The organism is Actinomyces sp. oral taxon 171 str. F0337 (genome assembly GCF_005696555.1).
GTDB lineage: Bacteria > Actinomycetota > Actinomycetes > Actinomycetales > Actinomycetaceae > Actinomyces > Actinomyces oris_E.
Genome location: NZ_CP040005.1, coordinates 1,359,460 through 1,379,669 on the forward strand (window position 1 = coordinate 1,359,460; position 20,210 = coordinate 1,379,669).

Annotated in this window: 17 protein-coding genes; 9 read left to right on the forward strand and 8 right to left on the reverse strand. The window is 68.1% G+C overall.

Annotated elements, in window-relative coordinates:
* The first annotated feature begins 360 nt into the window (after nucleotides 1-360).
* A complete protein-coding gene (acnA, locus tag FBF36_RS06040; protein WP_009733974.1) occupies nucleotides 361-3,033 on the forward strand; it encodes an aconitate hydratase AcnA in 2,673 nt (890 codons plus the stop codon).
* A gap of 14 nt (nucleotides 3,034-3,047) precedes the next feature.
* Here acnA and FBF36_RS06045 read toward each other — a convergent pair whose 3' ends face one another.
* Complete coding sequence (locus FBF36_RS06045; RefSeq protein ID WP_225792479.1) at nucleotides 3,048-3,272, reverse strand: hypothetical protein; 225 nt, start codon at nucleotides 3,270-3,272, stop codon at nucleotides 3,048-3,050.
* Nucleotides 3,273-3,391: 119 nt separating this feature from the next.
* Nucleotides 3,392-3,853, reverse strand: coding sequence for a prevent-host-death protein (locus tag FBF36_RS06050; RefSeq protein WP_009733972.1), 462 nt, complete (start codon nucleotides 3,851-3,853; stop codon nucleotides 3,392-3,394).
* Between the two features lie 367 nt (nucleotides 3,854-4,220).
* On the opposite strand from FBF36_RS06050, the gene FBF36_RS06060 reads away from it, so the two are divergent.
* Nucleotides 4,221-5,672 carry a dihydrolipoyl dehydrogenase family protein gene (locus tag FBF36_RS06060; protein ID WP_009733970.1) on the forward strand — a complete coding sequence of 484 codons (1,452 nt, stop codon included), beginning with the start codon at nucleotides 4,221-4,223 and terminating at the stop codon, nucleotides 5,670-5,672.
* Between the two features lie 43 nt (nucleotides 5,673-5,715).
* Here the strand turns inward: FBF36_RS06060 and FBF36_RS06065 are convergent, their stop codons facing one another.
* Nucleotides 5,716-6,309, reverse strand: coding sequence for a YbaK/EbsC family protein (locus tag FBF36_RS06065; protein ID WP_009733969.1), 594 nt, complete (start codon nucleotides 6,307-6,309; stop codon nucleotides 5,716-5,718).
* Between the two features lie 5 nt (nucleotides 6,310-6,314).
* A complete protein-coding gene (locus FBF36_RS06070) occupies nucleotides 6,315-6,968 on the reverse strand; it encodes a GNAT family N-acetyltransferase (protein ID WP_009733968.1) in 654 nt (217 codons plus the stop codon).
* 67 nt (nucleotides 6,969-7,035) lie between these two features.
* Here FBF36_RS06070 and FBF36_RS06075 point away from each other — a divergent pair, with 67 nt between their 5' ends.
* Nucleotides 7,036-7,494 carry a tRNA (cytidine(34)-2'-O)-methyltransferase gene (locus FBF36_RS06075; RefSeq protein WP_009733967.1) on the forward strand — a complete coding sequence of 153 codons (459 nt, stop codon included), beginning with the start codon at nucleotides 7,036-7,038 and terminating at the stop codon, nucleotides 7,492-7,494.
* 21 nt (nucleotides 7,495-7,515) lie between these two features.
* Here FBF36_RS06075 and FBF36_RS06080 read toward each other — a convergent pair whose 3' ends face one another.
* Together FBF36_RS06080 and FBF36_RS06085 are read right to left on the reverse strand one after the other, a co-directional pair.
* Entirely contained in the window at nucleotides 7,516-8,379 is an 864-nt protein-coding gene (locus FBF36_RS06080; RefSeq protein WP_009733966.1) for an SDR family oxidoreductase, read from the reverse strand.
* The gene (locus FBF36_RS06085; protein WP_009733965.1) at nucleotides 8,376-8,951 is read right to left on the reverse strand and encodes a YbhB/YbcL family Raf kinase inhibitor-like protein; all 576 of its coding nucleotides are present in this window, start codon (nucleotides 8,949-8,951) and stop codon (nucleotides 8,376-8,378) included. Before FBF36_RS06085 ends, FBF36_RS06080 begins: the two co-directional genes overlap by 4 nt.
* Nucleotides 8,952-9,179: 228 nt before the next feature.
* On the opposite strand from FBF36_RS06085, the gene FBF36_RS06090 reads away from it, so the two are divergent.
* Nucleotides 9,180-10,007: a hypothetical protein gene (locus FBF36_RS06090; protein WP_034491946.1), complete on the forward strand. Its 828-nt coding sequence runs from the start codon at nucleotides 9,180-9,182 to the stop codon at nucleotides 10,005-10,007.
* Entirely contained in the window at nucleotides 10,004-11,704 is a 1,701-nt protein-coding gene (locus FBF36_RS06095; RefSeq protein WP_009733962.1) for a DNA polymerase Y family protein, read from the forward strand. Before FBF36_RS06090 ends, FBF36_RS06095 begins: the two co-directional genes overlap by 4 nt.
* On the opposite strand, the gene FBF36_RS06100 is transcribed toward FBF36_RS06095, so the two are convergent.
* A complete protein-coding gene (locus FBF36_RS06100; RefSeq protein ID WP_009733961.1) occupies nucleotides 11,669-12,412 on the reverse strand; it encodes a phosphatase PAP2 family protein in 744 nt (247 codons plus the stop codon). The two genes, FBF36_RS06095 and FBF36_RS06100, sit on opposite strands and share 36 nt — an antisense overlap.
* A gap of 147 nt (nucleotides 12,413-12,559) precedes the next feature.
* Here FBF36_RS06100 and FBF36_RS06105 point away from each other — a divergent pair, with 147 nt between their 5' ends.
* From FBF36_RS06105 to FBF36_RS06125, 4 genes are all read left to right on the forward strand, one after another.
* Nucleotides 12,560-13,207 (forward strand): thymidine kinase, encoded by a 648-nt coding sequence (locus tag FBF36_RS06105; protein WP_009733960.1) that lies wholly within the window; start codon nucleotides 12,560-12,562, stop codon nucleotides 13,205-13,207.
* A gap of 127 nt (nucleotides 13,208-13,334) precedes the next feature.
* Nucleotides 13,335-14,033, forward strand: a complete 699-nt coding sequence (locus FBF36_RS06110; RefSeq protein ID WP_138137289.1) for a SatD family protein — start codon at nucleotides 13,335-13,337, stop codon at nucleotides 14,031-14,033.
* Between the two features lie 407 nt (nucleotides 14,034-14,440).
* Nucleotides 14,441-14,836, forward strand: coding sequence for a hypothetical protein (locus tag FBF36_RS13795; RefSeq protein ID WP_412784064.1), 396 nt, complete (start codon nucleotides 14,441-14,443; stop codon nucleotides 14,834-14,836).
* Between the two features lie 475 nt (nucleotides 14,837-15,311).
* Entirely contained in the window at nucleotides 15,312-18,719 is a 3,408-nt protein-coding gene (locus tag FBF36_RS06125; protein ID WP_050792653.1) for an error-prone DNA polymerase, read from the forward strand.
* A gap of 12 nt (nucleotides 18,720-18,731) precedes the next feature.
* On the opposite strand, the gene FBF36_RS06130 is transcribed toward FBF36_RS06125, so the two are convergent.
* On the reverse strand, nucleotides 18,732-20,192 hold the full coding sequence (locus tag FBF36_RS06130) for an AI-2E family transporter (protein WP_009395596.1): 1,461 nt from the start codon (nucleotides 20,190-20,192) through the stop codon (nucleotides 18,732-18,734).
* Between the last annotated feature and the right edge of the window lie 18 nt (nucleotides 20,193-20,210).

A 20,210-nucleotide genomic window follows, 5' to 3' on the forward strand; every position in this document is an offset into this window, starting at 1 on the left:
TGGGGTGAGTCTTAACGGAGGGCACGCAAATAACGTTTTGTAACCATTGCGTTGCCGTATTGGTATATTTGTTGATCGGATGATTGCGCGTGCGCGGTCTCTTGTGGGTGTGCGGCCCTCGACGGGTGCCGTCTCCCTATGTGTGCGGCGGGCCTTGCCTAATTGCCGTGTTGGCAACCACTCCGACCTTCAGGTTTGGCGGGGCATCCCTACGTGTTGACAACGGATGACATGCCGTGGGCTACGGTCCACACCGGAGTATCCGCGCAGCCGCCCGCCTGGCTGTCACTGCACGTCAGCGTGACAGACCTGCGATGGCGCAGCAGGCCGGATCGGTACGACAACTGGAAGTGAGCCCCGGTGACCAGCCTCAACACCTTTGCCTCGCGCAGCACCCTCGACGTCGAAGGCCGCAACTACGAGATCTACCGCCTGGACGCCGTCCCCGGCCTGGAGCGTCTGCCCTACAGCCTCAAGGTGCTGGCCGAGAACCTGCTGCGCACCGAGGACGGTGCCAACATCACAGCCGACCACGTGCGCGCCCTGGCCGCCTGGGACCCGGCCGCCGAGCCCGACACAGAGATCCAGTTCACCCCCGCCCGCGTCGTCATGCAGGACTTCACGGGTGTGCCGTGCATCGTCGATCTGGCCACCATGCGAGAGGCGGTCTCCGACCTCGGCGGTGACCCCGAGGTCATCAACCCCCTCAACCCCGCCGAGATGGTCATCGACCACTCCGTGCAGATCGACTCCTTCGGTCTGCCCGGATCCCTGGAGCGCAACAAGGAGCGCGAGTACGAGCGCAACGCCGAGCGCTACCAGTTCCTGCGCTGGGGGCAGGGGGCGCTGTCCAACTTCCGCGTCGTCCCGCCGGGCACTGGCATCGTCCATCAGGTCAACATCGAGTACCTGGCGCGCATCGTCTTCACCCATGAGGCCGACGGCGTCACCCAGGCCTACCCCGACACCTGCGTGGGCACCGACTCCCACACCACCATGGTCAACGGTCTGGGCGTCCTGGGCTGGGGCGTGGGCGGCATCGAGGCCGAGGCCGCCATGCTGGGCCAGCCCGTCTCCATGCTCATCCCCAAGGTGGTGGGTTTCAAGCTCTCCGGCGCCATCCCCGCCGGCGCCACCGCCACCGACGTGGTCCTGACCATCACCGAGATGCTGCGCGCCCACGGGGTGGTGGGCAAGTTCGTCGAGTTCTACGGGGAGGGCGTCGCCGAGGTGCCGTTGGCCAACCGCGCCACCATCGGCAACATGAGCCCCGAGTTCGGCTCCACCGCTGCGATCTTCCCGATCGACGAGGTCACCCTGGACTACCTGCGCCTGACCGGCCGCTCCGAGGAGCGCGTGCGCCTCGTGGAGGCCTACACCAAGGCCCAGGGCATGTGGCACGACCCGGCCCGTGAGCCCGTCTACTCCGAGTACCTCGAGCTGGACCTGTCCACGGTGGTGCCCTCGATCGCCGGCCCCAAGCGCCCCCAGGACCGCATCGTCCTGTCACGGGCCAAGGAGTCCTTCCAGGAGGTCCTGCCCACCTACGCGGCCCAGCCCTCCGAGCCGACGCCGGTGACCATGGCCGACGGCACCGCCACCGAGCTTGACCACGGGCACGTCGCCATTGCCTCGATCACCTCGTGCACCAACACCTCCAACCCCTCGGTGATGATGGCCGCCGGCCTGCTGGCCCGCAACGCCGTGGCCCGGGGCCTGCGCTCCAAGCCCTGGGTGAAGACCTCCACCGCCCCGGGCAGCCAGGTCGTCACCGACTACTACGAGAAGGCCGGGCTGTGGCCCGCCCTCAATGAGCTGGGCTTCAATGTTGTCGGCTACGGCTGCGCCACCTGCATCGGCAACTCCGGGCCCCTGCCGGCTGAGGTCTCCCAGGCGGTCAACGACGCCGACCTCGCCGTGGTCTCGGTGCTCTCGGGTAACCGCAACTTCGAGGGGCGCATCAACCCCGACGTCAAGATGAACTACCTGGCCTCCCCGCCCCTGGTCATCGCCTACGCCCTGGCCGGGACCATGGACATCGACTTCGCCACCGAGCCGCTGGGCCAGGACCCCGAGGGCCGCGACGTCTTCCTGTCCGACATCTGGCCCGACCCGACGGAGGTCCAGGCCGTCATCGACACCACCATCGACCGCGAGATGTACACGCGCGACTACGCCGACGTCTTCGCCGGTGACGAGCGCTGGCAGGGCCTGGACACTCCCGAGGGGGACACCTTCGCCTGGGATGAGGAGTCCACCTACGTGCGCAAGGCCCCCTTCTTCGAGGGGCTGACCATGGAGCTCACCCCGGTCACCGACATCGAGGACGCCCGGGTGCTCGCCCTGCTGGGAGACTCGGTGACCACCGACCACATCTCCCCGGCCGGTGCCATCAAGGCCGACTCCCCGGCCGGGCGCTACCTGGCCGAGCATGGCGTGGCCCGCGCGGACTTCAACTCCTACGGCTCGCGCCGCGGCAACCACGAGGTCATGATCCGCGGCACCTTCGCCAACATCCGCCTGCGCAACCGGCTGCTCGACGGCGTCGAGGGCGGCTACACCCGCAACTTCCTCACCGGCGAGCAGGAGTCGATCTTCGACGCCTCCCAGGCCTACCAGGCCGCCGGAATCCCGCTGGTGGTCCTGGGCGGCAAGGAGTACGGCTCGGGATCCTCACGCGACTGGGCCGCCAAGGGCACGGCCCTGCTGGGCGTCAAGGCCGTCATCGCCGAGTCCTTCGAGCGCATCCACCGCTCCAACCTCATCGGCATGGGCGTGGTGCCCCTCCAGTTCCCGGCCGGCCAGAGCGCCGAGTCGCTCGGTCTGGACGGTACCGAGATCTTCTCCGTCACGGGCCTGACGGCGCTCAATGAGGGCACCACCCCGCGCACCGTCGCGGTCAAGGCGCAGAGGGCCGACGGCTCGGAGACCTCCTTCGACGCCGTCGTGCGCATCGACACCCCCGGCGAGGCCGACTACTTCCGCCACGGCGGCATCCTGCAGTACGTGCTGCGCCAGCTCGCCAGCTCCTGAGCGGGGCGACGGGACTACTTGGTCTCGTTGGGATGAGCGGTGTGAACCTGCTCCAGGTAGACGGTATTGCCATCGATATAGAACCAGATGCGGGCAGTACCCTTGGCAGTAGGTTTGTGCTGCCATCGCTGAAAAGTGCGACCACCTCGGGTTACCGCACGTAGCGACCCCTCGAGCGGGTAATTGGTCGGGGTCATCGCGAGAGGTGAGTGAGTCAGGAAGTCCCAGGTGTCGCTCATGGGATTCCTCATGGTGGCTACCAGGTCACGCCACCCTTTCTCGGACTGTTTCGTGGCGAACTTCACCAGGAACTCCGACTTCTTCGTCGGCCGTGGAACGAGGCTCTCCTTGGACATGGTCAGGGTCGGTTGACGACTGCTTCGTCATCGTCGTCGAGCCACTCGACCGGATGTGGGCTCAGACCTGCAGCGATTGCCGCGGCTGTCTCACGCCAGCTGGTCAACTTGGCGATCGCCAGGTGCGGCTGGAGTGTTGAGAAGGAGGCTCGCGCTGCGTCGATGAGGTCGCGGGCGCACTGTTCTTGATCCTGAGGCGTCAGTGCATACATCCACGGGTATCGGCTGGCCATCCGATCAGTGAGTGGGCCATCCTCAAGGGACACCGTGATGAGGGTGGCGGCGATGTTCAAGAGCTCATTTCGAGCATCTGCCTCGCGCTGAGACATGAGGACAAGGGATTCCCCATCGCGGCGGGTCACAGTGACGGGGTGGTTCTCCGCCTCGGCGAAGACCTCAGCTGAATGCTTGCTCAGGTCGGATGAGCGGCGCACAGCTAGTGGGGAATCAACGGTGAGTGCCATACGAACATGCTATTCGGATCGTGTTCGGAAGTCCAGTGGTCGATTCCACTGTGTTGGTCGGCCGCCGTCCACGGGGGCTTTGCCATGGCCGCACCCATTGACGTGAGTTTCGACACGCTCGTCGACTTGCTGGACGCCGCCCTGGTTGCTCTCGGCGAGCAGTAGGGCTGCCAGGTATCAGTGAGGACGAAAGGATAAGTCGCCCCAATGACCGGTTGGGAGGGGAGAGCTGCGTGAGGCCTTCCCGGCTGCTGTCGGTGATCCGCTGAGACCTTGGGCAGTCGCCCCGGAATAGCGGCCCTGCGCTTCCCGTTGCCCTGGCGTTCAGATCATGCCGAGCGGCGACCGCCGAAGGAGATGCGCACTCATGTCCCAGCCCACCGTCAACAGTGACGCGACCAACCAGACAGACGTCCCGGTCGAGGAGGTCGACCTTCTCGTCGTCGGAGGCGGCAAGGCAGGCAAGTCCCTGGCGATGCTGCGCGCCAAGGCCGGAGACAAGGTCGTCATGGTGGAGCGGGACAAGGTGGGCGGCACCTGCATCAACGTCGCCTGCATCCCCACCAAGACCCTCATCTCCGCCGCCCGCGTCCTTCGTGAGGTCCAGGGCTCACAGGCCTACGGCGTCACCCTGCCCGAACAGGACGGCGGCGCCGACACCCTGTCCCAGGCCCGCATCGAGCTGGCCTCCTTCCGCGCCCGCAAGGAGGCCATCGTAGGAGGCATGGTGGCCGCTCACGAGAAGATGTTCCCCGCCTCCGGCATGGACTTCGTCAAGGGAACCGCACGTTTCGTGGGCGAGCGCACCGTCGAGATCGCCCTCAACGACGGCGGCCTGCGGCGCGTGCGCGGCGCCAAGGTCCTCATCAACACCGGCACCACGCCGTCCGTTCCCCCGATCGAGGGCCTGTCCGACGTGCGCTACTGGACCAGCGAGGACCTGCTCACCCTGCCCGAGCTTCCCAGTGGCCTCACTGTCCTGGGCGGCGGCGTCATCGGCGTCGAGATGGCCTCCCTCATGGGGCTCCTCGGAGTCCCGGTCACCATCGTCCACGCCGGGCCGCACATCCTGGACCGCGAGGACGAGGACGTCGCCGCTGAGGTGACCGCCGGCCTGAAGGCCCTGGGAGTCACGGTCCTGACCGGTGCGCCCGCCTCGAAGGTCGCCGCCGCGGCTGACGGGAACGGCGTCGTCGTCACCACCGCCGACGGTCACGAGGTGAGCGGATCCCACCTGCTCGTCGCCCTGGGACGCACCCCCGTCACCGCCGGCCTCGGCCTGGAGACCGCGGGCGTGGAGCTGACCGAGCGCGGCTTCGTGCGTGTCGACGACCACCTGCGCACTACCGCCGAGAACGTCTACGCCGCCGGTGACGTGGCCGGCACGCCCCAGTTCACCCACGCCTCCTGGAACGACTTCCGCGTCCTGCGCGACCTCTTCGCCGGCAAGGAGGCATCCACTACCGGACGCCTCATCCCCTGGGCCGTCTTCACCACGCCCGAGCTCGGGCACGTGGGCCTGACCGAGACCGAGGCCCGCGAGGCCGGCTACGAGGTACGCGTCGCCAAGACCCCGACGGCGGCCGTCCCGCGCGCCAAGACCCTGGGCCGCACCGAGGGCTTCTTCAAGGTCATCATCGACGCCCGCACCGACCTCATCCTGGGCGCCGCCATCATCGGTGCCGAGGCCAGCGAGGTCGTCACCAGCATCCAGATGGCGATGCTGGGTGGCCTGATGTGGCAGCAGGTGCGTGACGCCGTCATCACCCACCCCACCATGAGCGAGGGACTCAACATCGTCCTGGACTCCCTGGGCTGAGAGCCTGAGGCCGGGCCCCGCCTGAACGGTCTGACCGACCCGCTCAGGCGGGGCGCACCCCCAGGTTCTCGACGCGCTCGGCCCCCGGCAGTGCTGCCAGCAGTGCTCCGGGCACCAGTAGCTTGGAGTGGCGCACACCCGAGCCGATGAGCACCGTGGTCCGGTCCGCCACGGCGCCGTCGATGAAGAGCCTCCAGTCCTCTGGCAGACCGACCGGTGTGATCCCGCCGTACTCCATGCCGCTCATCTCCACTGCCCGCTCCACCGGCAGGAATGAGGCCTTACGCACGTCAATGCGCTTCTTGACGACGTGGTTGACGTCAGCGAAGTCGGTGGCGCGCACGACGCAGGCGGCGATGCGCTCCTGGCCGGTGCGCTTACCGGCCACGAGCACGCAGTTCCCGGTCGCCTCGGGGTCCAGGTCATAGTGCGCGTTGAGGGCGTCAGTGTCGGAGTGGGCCGGGTCAATGGGAACCACCTGCGCCTGACGGACCAGGTCCGCGCCCTCGGGCGAGGCCGCCTCCAGCGCCCGCAGCGCGGCGGCCACCGGCTCAGCGAGCAGATCGGTACGCTCCAGAGCCGGCTGCCAGCCGATCTCCGCGGCGAAGACCTCAGCCGGGTCGCGCAGAACACTCATTCCTCTCATCCTTTCGACGACGTCGAGCGCCTCTCGATGCGCTCCACCAGACGGGTCCTGACCCCGGGCCACTGCTGCGGGGTGATGGCGAACATGGCTGTGTCGCGCGTGCGCCCCTCCTCGCCGGGAGCCAGGGAGGGCTGCCAGGCGCGCAGGATCCCCTCGAAGGTCGCGCCCAGCGCCGCGATCGCACCGCGAGCCAGCTCGTTGCGCGCATCGGTCTTGATGTCCACGCGGTCCACGCCCCACTCCTCAAAAGCCTGTGTGAGCAGCAGGAGCTTGGCGGCCGGGTTGACGGCGGTGCCGCGAACAGCCGGCGAGAGCCAGGAGGAGCCGACCTCGACGGCGAAGAGCCGCCCGTCCGGCATCCATCGGGGTGTCAGGTAGGCGGTGTGCCCGACGACGCGGCCGGTGGCGACCTCCACCTGGGCGAACGGCGCGTAGGTACCTGTGTCCCGGCGGGCCAGGCTATGAGCCACATAGTCTTCGACCGTCTCCGGTGCCGGCACCGTGGCGAAAGGGCTGGTCGCGGCTGCCTCGGCGGCCTGCTGCAGCCCCGGCACGTGCTGGGGCTGCAGTGGCTCCAGGCGCACGATGTCGCCCTTCAGCACGCCACAGGTCAGAACGGGGGAGGGGGTGTGCGACTCGGTAGTGCTCATGCCTCAAGCATGGCAGCCGTGGCGCAGTCGCCGTCGGGACGCCTCAGTATGTGGTCTCATTGTCCCCGTGCTGCACGTCATCTTCTTCTCCCCGCGCATCCCGGGCAACACCGGGGCGGCGATCCGCCTGAGCGCCAACACCGGTGCCATGCTCCACCTCGTGGACCCCCTGTTCGACATGGATGACGCCAAGCTGCGCCGCGCCGGCCTGGACTACCACGACCTGGCCAGCACGCGCGTCCACGCTACCTGGCAGAAGTGCCTCGAGCAGATCCCCGGACGCATCTTCGCCTTCACCTCCCACACCGAGCGCCTCTACACCCAGGTCGACTGGCACGGCGACGACGCCCTCCTGTTCGGCCCCGAGCCCACCGGCCTGCCCCAGGAGATCCTCGACCACCCGCGGGTGAGCGCCCACCTGCGCATCCCCATGGTGGAGGGCAACCGCTCCCTCAACCTGGCCAACTCCGCCGCCATCGGCCTGTACGAGGCCTGGCGGTCCCTGGGCTTCGTCGGAGGAGCCTGAGCTCCTGCTTCAACCGCCTTCTCAGAGCATGCCGGCGGGGCGGATCGCCAGGTCCTCCACGACCGCGTCCATCGGGGTGTTCACGGCCAGGCGCACGGCCGCTGCCACCGACTGCGGCGCCATATGGTCCGCAGCCCGGTAGGCGGGGGTGGCCATGATCCCCTCGGTGCGCAGGCGCGCCGCATTGAAGGCGTGCAACCGCTCCTGCATAGGGGTGTCCACCCGACCCGGGTAGATCGAGGTGACCCGCACCTTGCCCGTCTCCTCCTGACGCAGCGTGTCAGCCAAGGACTTCAGCCCCGCCTTGGAGGCGGAGTAGAGGGCGTTGCCCGACCGGGGGCTCACTCCGGCGCCGGAGTTGATGAACACCGTCAGCCCACGGGCCTCTCGCAGTGCCGGCAGCAGCAGGCTCGTCAGGTACGCCGTCGCCACCAGGTTGAGGTTCAGAACCGCCCGCCAGCGCGTGGGCGTGATCTTGTCAACGGCACCGGGTGCCTCCATGCCGGCGCTGTGCACCAGCACGTCGAGGCTCTCAATATCGATCCGGCTGACCAACCTCGCCAGGGCCGTGTCGTCGGTCAGGTCGACCGGACAGATGAGGACTGCCGTCTTGGACTCCTCCTCCAGTGCGAGCGCCAGCTCCTCCAGGTCGTTGACGGAGCGGGCCAACAGAATGAGGTCGTGATCCCGGGCCAGGTCCCTGGCCACGGCCAGGCCGATCCCGGAGGTCGCCCCGGTGATCAGGGCGATGGGGCGGCGCTGGTGGCGGCCGGAACCGGCGCGCGTGAATCCATGAGCGGGAGTGAAGGGGACGGACTCCCCCTGACGACGACGTCGGCCGGCCTTGGAGGCCGAGGCGTCGACCTGGGCGATCTGTGGACTCACTGGCCGTCCCTGAGGAAGGCGGCGGCCCCGAGCTCCCCGGGCACGGAGTAGGTGGCGGTGAGCGTGGCCCGGGCGATGCAGTGAGGTGCCAGGGTGAAGGCCGCCTTGGCGGGACTGGCCTCGTCGTTCAGGCCCAGAGTGTCCACGTCCAGGGCGGAGACGGTGAAGACGTAGCGGTGGTCGCCGTCGCCCGCCGGCGGGTAGGGGCCGAACCAGGCGTGGTCGCCCGAGTCCCCGGCCAGGTGGAAGGCGGCACCGTCGAGCTGAAGGTCGCTGGCCCCCGAGCCCCGCTCCAGCGAGGTGACCGAGGCGTCCAGGTCCACGATGGTCCAGTGCCACCAGCCCGACATGGTCGGAGCGTCCGGGTTGAAGCAGGACACGACGAAGGACTGCGTCTGCTCGGGGAAGCCCGACCAGCTCAAGGCGGGGGAGACGTTGTCGTGGATACCGGTGAAGATGTCCGGGATCCGTCCCCGCTCGGTCAGGTCCGCAGAGGTCAGCGTGAAGGAGGGGACCGAGGGCAGGAGGCCGGTAGGGGCCGGCGGGCGGGGGCGAGTGAGGTCGGCTGTCATAGGTGTACCTCCAGGCAGGTGATGGATAGGGGTGGTGGCCTTCCATGAGGGCACAGGCCCACTGTAGACGCCACTCCGCAGACCCGTCCCTGTGGATCTCCTGTGGGAGAACTTCGCAGACTCGTCATGCTGTGAGACCTCCTTGTTGCCGGCGCCCCCGATTGATGTCGCAGCGCAGCGTTATCCTGAACGACAGGCATCGAACCTATGTACAGAAGGAGGGGTGTCATGAGAGCCTCGACCACGCGCGCGCCATCGGACACCCAGAACCGCCTCAACCAGGCCCGCCTCGCCCTGAGACTGGCCGAGGAACGCACCGGACTACGCGACTGCGCAGCCCTGACAGTGCAGCGCGCCCTCCCCGCGGCGCCCTCTGCCTGGCAGGGTTCCGGTGTCCTCACCCTCCAAGGATCCACCACCGTCCTCCTGGCCGCCCTCGCCCTGCGCCAGGGCGCTACCGGCTGGTGCGGCGTCATCGGGGGAGACGAGCTGGGCTGGTGCGCGGCCACCGAGGTCGGCCTCGACCTCAACCGGGTCCTCACCGTCCCAACCTCCCTCCTCGATGACGCCTCCACCCCGACGGTCACCGCCGCCCTGCTCGACGGCGTCGATGTCCTCCTCATCGGCGCCCCCGTCGCCGAACGCCTGCGCCCCCAGCACCGCAGACGCCTGCTGGCCCGGGCGCGCGAGCGCGGCCGCCTCATCCTGACCCCCGCCCGCTGGGAAGGCGCCCGCATCCTCCAGGCCGGCCCCCTGGCCCCCGACACCGGAACCGGGAACACACCTCCCGCTCAGGACCCGGTGGAGGCCCCCGGAAGGCCCTCCGCCGACGGCGTCGTCATTCCCATCGGGCGAGGAGGCTCACCCTCCCCGGTGCGAGCCATCGAGATGCCAGCCGGATACCTCCAACGCCTCACCTGGGCCCTGACCGACCCGCAGCGCCCACGGCTCACCGCTACCGAAGAGCTCACGCTCTCACTGTCCGCCGAAGGACTGCGCACAGGTTCTCGCAACGCCGTCGACTCGGCCCCCAATCCGCAGGAGGCGACCGGATGAACCCGCCACAGCCGACCCCGCCGTCCGACCCGCCCGCCTCCAGACTCGTGGCCATCTGGGTCCCCGACTGGCCCGTCGTCGCCCTCACCCTGGAGACCCGCCAACAGCGTCGACACGCCCGTGCACGCCAAGGAGCCCCTCACCTGCCGGACCCGGCCACCGAGCCCGTCGCCGTCGTCGGCGCTCGCGGAGTCCTCGCCGCCTCCGCCCCGGCTCGCCGCGCCGGCATCACCACGGGCATGCGACTGCGCACTGCCCGGTCCCTGTGCCCTGAGCTCACCGTTCTCCCTCCCCAGGAGGAACGCCAGAGCCGCGCCTTCGAAACCGTCATGGAGGCCCTCGGCTCCCTCCTGGCAGACCCCACGGTGGCCCGCCCCGGGCTGGCCCTGTCCAGCGCCAGAGGACCCGCCGCCTGGATCGGCGGAGAAGAGCCCCTCGCCTCGGCCCTCGTGGAGACCGTCACCCAGGAGGCCGACGTCGAGTGTCAGATCGGCATCGCCGACTCCCTGTCCGGAGCCGTCCTGGCCGCCCGCCAAGGCATCATCGTCGAACCAGGACGGACCCCGGAGTTCCTCGCCCCCTGGCCCCTGGACGCACTCCTGACCTGCCTGCCCCTCAGCCGCCTACGACGCGACGCCCGCCCCCTGCTGGAGACCTTCACCCGACTCGGCCTGCGCACCCTGGCGGACCTGGCGGCCCTGCCCAGAAAAGACGTCACCGCTCGCTTCGGCCCCCTGGGGAGCAGGCTCCACCAGCTGGCCGCCGGCACCCACCACGAGGCCCCCGCCATGCCCCGGCCGGCTCAGGACATCACCGTCACCTCCGAGCTCGACCCTCCCGTCGAGCGCGCGGACACCGCGGCCTTCGCCGCCCGCCACCTCGCCGAGAACCTGGCGGCCCGCCTCCTGTCCGCAGGGCTCGCCGTCGGACGCCTCTGCGTTGCCGCCCGCTGCGAGGACGGCACCGACCTGGCCCGAAGCTGGATGCTGGAGGCCATTCCCACCCCCACCGAGCTCACCGAGCGCGTGCGCTGGCAGCTCGAGGGGTGGCTCTCCGGACGCTCCGGGCGCCCACCCTCCTCCGGACTGACCCACCTGAGCCTGACGGCCCTCGAGCTGAGCCCGGCCACGACCTCCCAGACGGGACTGTGGCAAGCGCCGGGTCACCAGGGCCAGGCACGCGCCCGCCGCACCGCCGAGCGTGTGGAGTCCCTCCTCGGAGCCGGAAGCATCCAGGTTCCCCAGGTCATTCCCGGGCGAGACCCGCGCTCACGGGTGCGTCTGATTCCCTGGGGTGAGAGCGGAGGCGTAGGTGACTCCACGGGTGATGAACCGGCGCCCTGGAGCGGGGCTCTGCCTGAGCCCTCGCCCTCTATCGTCCTGCCCCGGCCGGTTCCCGCGTGCCTCACCGACATTCAGGGGAGAGAGCTCGGCGTCGACATCCACGGTCAGCTCGACGGTGTCCCCGGCTTCCTCAGCGTCGACGACGGTGCGGATGACGCTGAGGATGATGCTGTTGAGAGCGTGCCCCGGATGGAGTCCGTGCTCCTGTGGGCCGGCCCCTGGCCGGTCGACGAGGGCTGGTGGACCTCTCGAGGGCCTTCGCGTCGCGCCTACCTCCAGGTGGTCACTGAGGTCGGGCCGCCCCGCCTGCTGGTGCGATCAGGCCGGTGGTGGCTCGATGCCGTCTACTCCTGAGGAGCTATCGGATGGCCCGGCTGCAGGGATCGAGATCGGGCGCCGTCGTCCCTTCAGCCACAGGAGTGCCAGCGTCACCAGGCACAGCCAGGCCACCCCCAGGGACCAGCCGGCCAGGACGTCGGTCATCCAGTGGTAGCCCAGGTAGACGCGGGAGGTTCCCACCAGCAGGGTCGCCCCCGCCGCCGCCATGATCGCCAAGGCCCGGTACAGGGTCACCGCAGTTGATGTCAGAACCATCCCCGCCAGCATGCCGGCGAAGACGGCCGTGTTGAAGGAGTGCCCCGAGGGGAAGGAGGTGGTTGAGGCGGGGGTGCCCAGAAGGGTGTCGGTCGAGGGGCGTGTACGCCTGAAAATCTCTTTGAGCGCTACCGTCAACAGGCTGGAGCCGACCATCGTGAGGGTCAGGACCAGTGCGCGCACGCGGTGGTCCCGCATGAAGAGGAGAGCGGCGCAGATCGCGGTCAGTATCGTCAGTCCCACGGTGGATCCCAGGGCGGTGAACACCTGCATGATGACGGTCAGAGCCGGGTGGCGCTCATCCACGGCCCAGGTGGTGACGCTCTGGTCATGAGGCGCCAGACCCGTCCCGGAGCTCGTGGTCAGGGCCAGCCAGGAGAACAGTGACAGTGTGATGACGGCGGTCGCGGCCAGTGCACCGGCCTGCCTGGTGCGCCAAGTGTGAGGCAGGTGGTCGAGTGAGAGCATGAGGGGGAGGTTATCCGGGCTGGTCTGGATGAGGCTATGCGTGCGCCATGGAGCGGCTGAGCGGCGTCGTCACGTCCTGTCCGCGCCCGGGGCGCTCGGCGGGTAGCATCCGGCCCGAGTGATCTGACCCGGCTCAGGAGGACCCGCTTGGCCAAGCTCTACTTCCGCTACGGCGCCATGAACTCCGGTAAGTCCACCGGGCTTCTCCAGACCGCCTACAACTACGAGGAACGCGGTCAGCGCGTCCTGCTCCTCAAGGCGGTGGTCGATACCAAGGGTGAGGACTCAGTGGTCTCCCGGCTCGGGGTGTCGCGCCGCGTTGACCTTCTCGTCGACACCGACGACGACCTACGCGCCCTGGTGCACCGCCGGGCCCTGGCAGGTGTGCGGCCCGTCTGCCACGAGGGCGCCGCTCCGCGGAGGACCATGTCCTTGCGAGAGGTTCTTGACTGCGTGCTCGTCGACGAGGCCCAGTTCCTCACGGCCCTTCAGGTGGACCAGCTCATGGAGATCGCACTGATGGACGACGTGCCCGTCCTGGCCTACGGGATCCGCACTGACTTCCGCACAATCAGCTTTCCCGGGTCGCGGAGGCTGCTGGAGATCGCCCACTCCCTCGAGGAGCTCAAGACCATATGCCGCTGCGGGCGCAAGGCCGTCTTCAATGCCCGCAAGGTGGGGGAGTCCTTCGTCTTCGATGGCGATCAGGTGGCCATCGACTCCGAGGACATCACATACGAGTCGCTGTGCGGTCAGTGCTACCTCGCCGCAGGCGGGAGGCTTCCCGGCCGGTGATCCGGGCTCCGGGACTGTGCTTGTGCTGGCGGGAGTACAAGGCTGATCGAGGAGAGGGTGCCAGGAAACATCCCTCGCTCCGAGATATTCCTTGTATTCGGGGTATTACAAGCATTATCGTGAAGCCGTGAATGCCTCTTACGCACTCATCGCAGACATCATCCGCTCGCGCGAGCTCCCTGATCGCAGGCGTGCGCAGCGCATCATCCACGAGACTCTGGAGCAGGCCGCTGAAGGGCTGGCGCTGACGCAGCGCCCGTACGCCACGGTCGGTGACGAGCTGCAGGCGGTCTCGGCAACCCTCGCCGACGCTCTCGCTCTCACCATGCGCACGCACCTCCTTCTGCCTGAAGGGTTGGGCCTGCGCTTCGGTATCGGCGTCGGAGCGATCTCCGAGGTTGAGAGCGCGGCGGGAAGTGGCGCGGACGGTACGCCAGGACGTCCGATCCAGGACGGCTCGGCATGGTGGGCCGCACGCGAAGCCATCGAGAAGGCGCATCATCTCCAGGATGCGGGGAGGTCCTTCATTCGCACCTGGCTGCGCAGCCACCCGGATGCGATCGGCGGCTCCGGAGGGGAGTGGGGTGAGTGTGAGGGGGTCGTCAACTCCGTCCTCATCCTGCGCGACCAGACGCTCTTCCGCTTTCAGCCCCGTCAGCGCCGCATCATGGCCGGACTCCTCATGGGGATGACTCAGGTTGAGATCGCCCGCCAGGAGAAGGTGAGTCAGCAAGCCGTCTCTGAATTCGCTCGCAGTGCTGGATCCTCCTTGCTGGAGGTTCAAAAGCTTCTCGGCGGGTTGAGTGGGCGAGGTGAAGGAGAATGACGGCCCTCCTCGTTCTTCTGTGTGCCGTCGCTTCCGTAGTTGGAGGTTCTGACTGGGTGAGTGGGGGATTGTCCCGGAGGACCACCGGGGTGAGATTCCTGGTGGGAGTGTCTGCAGTCCTTGCTCTTGGTGTCCTGGTCGGGTGGCCCATTCTTCATCTCGGGGCAGGAAGTGTCGTCGTCAGCGTCCTGGTAGCCGCTGCATGGTTGTGCTGCGGCCTGGTTTCACAGGCCCAGTGGGAGAAAATGTTGAGAGTCCGTCAGCGGGTGCGGGTGGGGCGGGGTGCCTCCGAGAATGGCACGGATCGGCTGGAATCGCTTATCCGTCTTGTCCATGCGGGTCTGTTGCTTCTCGCCGTGGCGCTCTGTGTCGTTGTGTCTCAACCGCTTGGGTCTCGGGCTGCCAAGATGAGCGCCGTCGTCGGAATCGTCGTCCTCCTGGCTGTGCCCGCCAATCGAGTCGTCGCCGACATTCTTGCTGTTGCTCGCCACTCCACACAGGGGGATGGGAAAACTGATGCTGCTGATTGCGAGCCCTCGCAGGAGAGCGGGAGGCAGGATGAGTTGGGGAGCTCAATGCGTGGCGGTCGTTGGATCGGTCCGCTTGAGCGAATCCTCATTCTCCTGCTTGCCTCCGTTGAGGCGCCCGCTGCCATCGCCGCAATTGTCGCCGCCAAGGGTGTGATCCGATTTCCCGAGATCAGTCAGGATAAGGCAGGGCAGAAGGCTGAGGAGTTTCTCATCGGATCCTTCGCCTCCTGGATTCTGGCGGTCTTGGGTGCCGTGACCATTCATCTCGCCTGAGTCGTGTGACGTCGAGAGGGTGGTTGGTTCGGGGTGTGAGTGCTGGGTGCGGGTGTGAGGGCCGACCCGCCCCGGCTTCGTGTATCTCCGGCCAAGAAAGTCGATATCCCGGGTCTTCGTTGCCGCATCGGTGGTTGTGAAGGCTGCTTCACTGTGCGGGTGCGAGGGGCGGGACATATACTGTACATATGTTCGATGGTGGTGCGCTTCCTCTCGACCCGGCCGGTGGTGCGGTCGGGATGCTGGGTGCGCCTGCTGGAGGTCCAACGCCGGAATCTGCGACCCCGACAGAGGGGAGTGCTGGGCCTGCCGGCATCTTTGGCTGCCGGTGCTGGTCCAGAGGAACGACGGCGGTGAATGCACAGGGTTTGATGGAGGCAGTGATCCTTCCTGCCATCACTGTCTCCATCAAACCCCGTGCGATTCACATCGACCACACCCCACCTCTCTGAACCATCAGGTGCCACGGACAGACATGACCAGTCGACACCGCTATGCCGAGCTTCACACCCACTCCGCCTACTCCTTCCTCGACGGAGCCAATGAGCCCGATGACCTGGCCTCGGCCGCTGTCGAGCTCGGGCTGGAGGCCCTCGCCCTGACTGATCACGATGGCGTCCCCGGTATCGTCAAGCACGCCCAGGCGGGTCGTTCCCACGGCCTGCCCACCATTCACGGCACTGAGCTCACCCTGGACGACGGCTCCCACCTGCCTGTCCTGGCTCGCAACCCCACCGGCTACCGTCGCCTGGTATCCGCCATTTCTCAGCACAACCTGGACGTGGGGCAACGCCGAGAACCGGCCCATGACCTGCCCGCACTCGCCTCGGCTCTCCGCTCCGACCCCACTGGCCAGACCGAGGGGGCGGTGGGGACCTGCCTCGTTCTCACCGGGACCACCAACGGACCCCTGCGTCGGGCCCTGGGCGATCCTCGTCGACCCGGCACCTGGGACCTGAAGGCGGCAGACGCCTGCCTGGGGCGTCTGACCGAGCTCTTCGCTGCTCCTGACCGAGGCCGCCCCTCCGGGGCCGGCCCCACGGCGATTGGTCACCCACAGGTTGAAGGGGATGCTGCTTTCGGCCTGGCCGTTGAGCTCACCCTGGATGGAGGCCCCACTGACGCCATCCTCACTGATGCCCTGACCCGGCTGGCTCACGATCACCGGCTTCCCCTCGTGGCCACCGGTGCAGTGCGCTGCGCCCGCCCCACCGACGCCCGCCTTGCCGACGTGCTCACCTCAACCCGCCTGGTCACCGACCTGGAAGGCGCCCGCGGTCATCTGCCCGCTATCGGCCGCTGGCTGCGGGGAGCCCAGGACATGGCTCTGCTCCACCGCCGCAGTCCTGACGCCGTCGATCTGGCCGCCGAGCTCGCCGAGGACCTCGCCTTCGACCTGTCCCTCATCGCTCCGGACCTCCCCGATGCCGATGTCCCGGAGGGACATACTCCTGCCAGCTGGTTGCGTGAGCTCACCTTCCAAGGCGCTACCCGCCGCTACGGAACCCCGCAGGAGCACCCTCGGGCCTGGGCGGTGCTCAACCACGAGCTCGAGGTCATCGAGTCCCTGGGATTCCCCGGCTACTTCCTCATCGTGCACGCCATCGTCGAGTTCTGCGCACAGTCGGGCATCCTGTGCCAGGGGAGAGGATCGGCGGCCAACTCCGCAGTCTGCTACGCCCTGGGCATCACAGCCGTCGACGCCGTCAGGCACCAGATGCTCTTCGAGCGCTTCCTGTCCCCTGGGCGAGCCGGCTACCCGGATATCGACCTCGACATCGAGGCCTGCCGTCGAGAAGAGGTCATCCAACATGTCTACTCCCGATACGGCAGAGAGCGTGCCGCCCAGGTCGCCAACGTCATCTCCTACCGGCCCCGATCCGCAGTTCGTGACGCTGCCCGAGCTCTCGGCCACCCCGCCGGCGTGCAGGACGCCTGGGCCAAGCAGATGGAGCGGTGGACCTCGGTGCGCCCCGGAGGGCTGACCGGGCAGGGCGACGACGTCCCTGAGCCGGTCCTCGATATCGCGGAGAAGCTGCTGCGACTGCCCCGCCACCTGGGGGTCCACCCCGGAGGCATGGTCCTGTGCGGCCGCCCTGTCACTGAGGTCTGCCCGGTGCGATGGGCCGCCATGGACAACCGCTCGGTCCTCCAGTGGGACAAGGACGACTGCGCCGAGGCCGGCCTGGTCAAGTTCGACCTCCTGGGCCTGGGAGCGCTCACCGCCCTGCGTCTGGCCTTCACCACGCTGGCAGAGCGGAGACAGGTCGTTCCCGACGCCGTGACGGAAGGAGAGCTGCGCACCTCCCAGTCCGGCCGCCCCTGGGGACTGCACACCCTGCCCGAGGAGGACCCGGCCGTCTACCGGCTGCTCACGGCCGCGGACACTGTCGGGGTCTTCCAGGTCGAGTCGCGTGCCCAGATGGCCACCCTGCCCCGATTCCGCCCCCGAACCTTCTACGACATCGTCGTCGAGGTCGCCCTCATCCGCCCCGGCCCCATCCAGGGTGACGCCGTCAACCCCTACATCCGTCGCCGGCTGAAGCGCGAGGAGGTCACCTACCTGCATGACTCCCTCAAACCCGCCCTGACCAAGACACTGGGAGTGCCACTCTTTCAGGAGCAGCTCATGCAGATCGCCGTCGACGCCGCGGGGTTCAGCCCCGCCGAGGCCGACACCCTGCGTCAGGCCATGGGGGCCAAACGATCCATCGAGCGCATGGACGCCCTCCGCGACAAGCTCATAGCTGGGATGATGTCCCGGGGCATCGACTCGCCTACCGCGGAGAAGATCTACAGCAAGCTGAGGTCGTTCGCCGAGTTCGGCTTCCCCGAGTCCCACGCCTTCTCCTTCGCCTACCTGGTCTACGCCTCGGCCTGGCTCAAGGTGCGCAAGCCCGAGGACTTCTATGCCGGGGTCCTGGCCGCTCAGCCCATGGGCTTCTGGTCCCCGCAGTCCCTCGTCGCCGACGCTCTTCGCCACGGTGTGCGCGTCCTGCCCGCAGACATCAACCGCTCGCTGGCGCAGGCCACCGTCGAGCAGTGGGAAGACCACCAGGATGCAGACCGATCAGACCAGTGGGGGCCGCTCAGACCCCATCCCGCCGCCCCATCTGCCCTTGACGTCCACGATGACCTCGCGGTGCGTCTGGGCCTGGCCCCGCTCAAGGGCCTGGGGGAGCGGGCTGCGCAGGCCATCGTCACCGAGCGCCGTGCCCACGGCCCCTACCGTGACCTGGCTGATCTTGCTCGGCGTGTGAGTCTGAGCCGCTCCCGCCTCGAGGCACTGGCCGTCTCAGGAGCCCTGGACAGCTTGGGGACGGAGCGACGTCAGGCCCTGTGGGCTGCCGGGGTCCTCTCCGATGAGCATGGTCGACGTCGCGGTACCTCCCACCAGGGACGAGGAGCGTGGTGTCAGCCCACGCTTCCGGGGACCGCCGTCGGTGCCCGGGCCCCGACCCTGCCGGCCATGACAGACCGCGAGCGCCAGGGCGCCGACCTGAGCCTGACCGGAGTGTCCACGCACGGCTCGCCCCTGAGGCTGCTGCGCCCCGCACTAGCCGCCGACGGTGTGCTGAGCGCAGCCGATCTCGCAGGTCAGGAGCATGGGAGCCGGGTGCGGGTCGCCGGCGTCGTCACCCACCGGCAGCGCCCCCACACGGCTTCCGGCATGATCTTTCTCAACCTGGAGGACGAGACGGGTCTGCTCAACGTCTCCTGCCGAGCAGGCATGTGGCGCCGCTACCGCAGTGTCGGTAGACGTGCCGTCGCTCTCATCGTGCGCGGCACCGTGGAGAAGGGCGACGGAGTCGTCGCGCTCATGGCCGAGCGTCTCCAGGTCCTTCCCGGTGTTCCCGGAACCGGCAGCCGGGACTGGTGCTGACGGCGGAGTCCCTCACTCCTTGCGGGAGGAGTACGCGGGCAGCTCACCCGTGACCGGGGCGTCTTTGGTGTGCAGCTCGGAGTAGACGGACCAGAGCACGCTGATCAGCGGAACCGCGACGATCGCGCCGAGCAGACCGGCGGCGTAGGTCCCCAGGGCGACGCCGATGATCACCACCACGGGGTGCAGCGAAACCTGACGCCCCATGATGAGGGGTTGGAGGATGTGCCCCTCGATCTGACCGATCCCCGCCACCCCTACGCCAACAACGATCATGGTGACGAAGCCGCCGGAGGCCAGGGCCACCACCATGGCCACGATCATCGCCAGAGGGGCGCCGATGATCGGGATGAAGGCGCCGATGAATACGAGTACCGCCAGGGGGGCCGCCAACGGGATCCCCACCAGCTGTAGGAAGATCCCGGCCATGATGGCGTCGGTGAGCGCCACCAGCACGGTGCCACGGGCGTAACCGGCGAAGGTGTACCAGCCGGCGCCCGCAGCCCGGTGAGTCGACTCCCGCATCGTGGCAGGCAGCTCGTTGAGGAACCAGCGCCACATCCTGCCCCCGGAGGCGAGGAAGAAGATGGTGACGAACAGTGCCAGGGCCAGGACTGTGAGCACATCGACGACCGCACTCGCGTTGGAGAGCAACTCCGAGGCCAGGGAGGGGGCATTGGACTGCAGATAGTGCTGCCCCTGACGCAACCAGAGCTGGAACTGGTGATAGATCTGCTGCTGTGTCAGGTGCAGCGGTCCGTTCTCCAGGAACTCCATGATCGTGTTGAGGCCATCACCGAACTGGGATGCCAGGGAGCTCCACTGACTGGTGACCGAGGTGACCACGTACGTGACCAGTCCGGCAATCGCACCGATGGTGGTGAGCAGTGCCAGGAAGGTTGCCGGATATCGGGGCATGATCCTGGCGAAGAGGTTGACCATCGGTTGGAGGATCGAGGTGAACACCAGCGCCATGAACAGGCCGATGAAGACCGGGATCACCTGTGAGGTGGCGTAGACGACAAGACCGATGGCGATGACGATGCCGAGCCCCAGCCAGGCCCCCATGCCGCCGCGCACCAGCCAGGAGGGTAAGGAGTCCATGATCGAGGAGCGGGTCGTGACCGTCTCCGGGAAGGAGACCGAGGGCGCCACGCGCACATGGGTGGTCGATACCGGGGGAGCGGCCGGCCTTGCTGCAGCATCCTCGTCTGAGTCGGACTCCCAGTGCAGCTGGTGGTCACGATCCGCCTGCCTGCGCCTCTCCGCCCAGTCGATCCCCCGATCCAGTGCCGTGCGGGCATTCCTGAGCCGGCTCAGCAGGCCGCTGCTGCTGAGAATCTCTCGAGTGGACTTCTTCTCCGAACCGGGTCCCTGAGCCGTCTGGTGGGAGGCGGAGCTCTGGGAGCACTCGGAAACCTCGGCCGGCGCGTCCTGCGCCGGCTCTTGCGACGGAGAGCTGTTGGTTGCCATGGGGTGAACGATCAGTCC

What these genes read in the sequence shown, in the direction of transcription:
- FBF36_RS06100 (WP_009733961.1), bottom strand. Translation starts at nt 12,412, where the DNA reads ATGCTCTCACTCGACCACCTGCCTCACACTTGGCGCACCAGGCAGGCC.
- FBF36_RS06095 (WP_009733962.1), top strand. Translation starts at nt 10,004, where the DNA reads ATGAACCCGCCACAGCCGACCCCGCCGTCCGACCCGCCCGCCTCCAGA.
- FBF36_RS06060 (WP_009733970.1), top strand. Translation starts at nt 4,221, where the DNA reads ATGTCCCAGCCCACCGTCAACAGTGACGCGACCAACCAGACAGACGTC.
- FBF36_RS06125 (WP_050792653.1), top strand. Translation starts at nt 15,312, where the DNA reads ATGACCAGTCGACACCGCTATGCCGAGCTTCACACCCACTCCGCCTAC.
- FBF36_RS06045 (WP_225792479.1), bottom strand. Translation starts at nt 3,272, where the DNA reads ATGAGCGACACCTGGGACTTCCTGACTCACTCACCTCTCGCGATGACC.
- FBF36_RS06065 (WP_009733969.1), bottom strand. Translation starts at nt 6,309, where the DNA reads ATGAGTGTTCTGCGCGACCCGGCTGAGGTCTTCGCCGCGGAGATCGGC.
- FBF36_RS06085 (WP_009733965.1), bottom strand. Translation starts at nt 8,951, where the DNA reads ATGACAGCCGACCTCACTCGCCCCCGCCCGCCGGCCCCTACCGGCCTC.
- FBF36_RS06130 (WP_009395596.1), bottom strand. Translation starts at nt 20,192, where the DNA reads ATGGCAACCAACAGCTCTCCGTCGCAAGAGCCGGCGCAGGACGCGCCG.
- FBF36_RS06090 (WP_034491946.1), top strand. Translation starts at nt 9,180, where the DNA reads ATGAGAGCCTCGACCACGCGCGCGCCATCGGACACCCAGAACCGCCTC.
- FBF36_RS06050 (WP_009733972.1), bottom strand. Translation starts at nt 3,853, where the DNA reads ATGGCACTCACCGTTGATTCCCCACTAGCTGTGCGCCGCTCATCCGAC.
- FBF36_RS06070 (WP_009733968.1), bottom strand. Translation starts at nt 6,968, where the DNA reads ATGAGCACTACCGAGTCGCACACCCCCTCCCCCGTTCTGACCTGTGGC.
- FBF36_RS13795 (WP_412784064.1), top strand. Translation starts at nt 14,441, where the DNA reads ATGAGCGCCGTCGTCGGAATCGTCGTCCTCCTGGCTGTGCCCGCCAAT.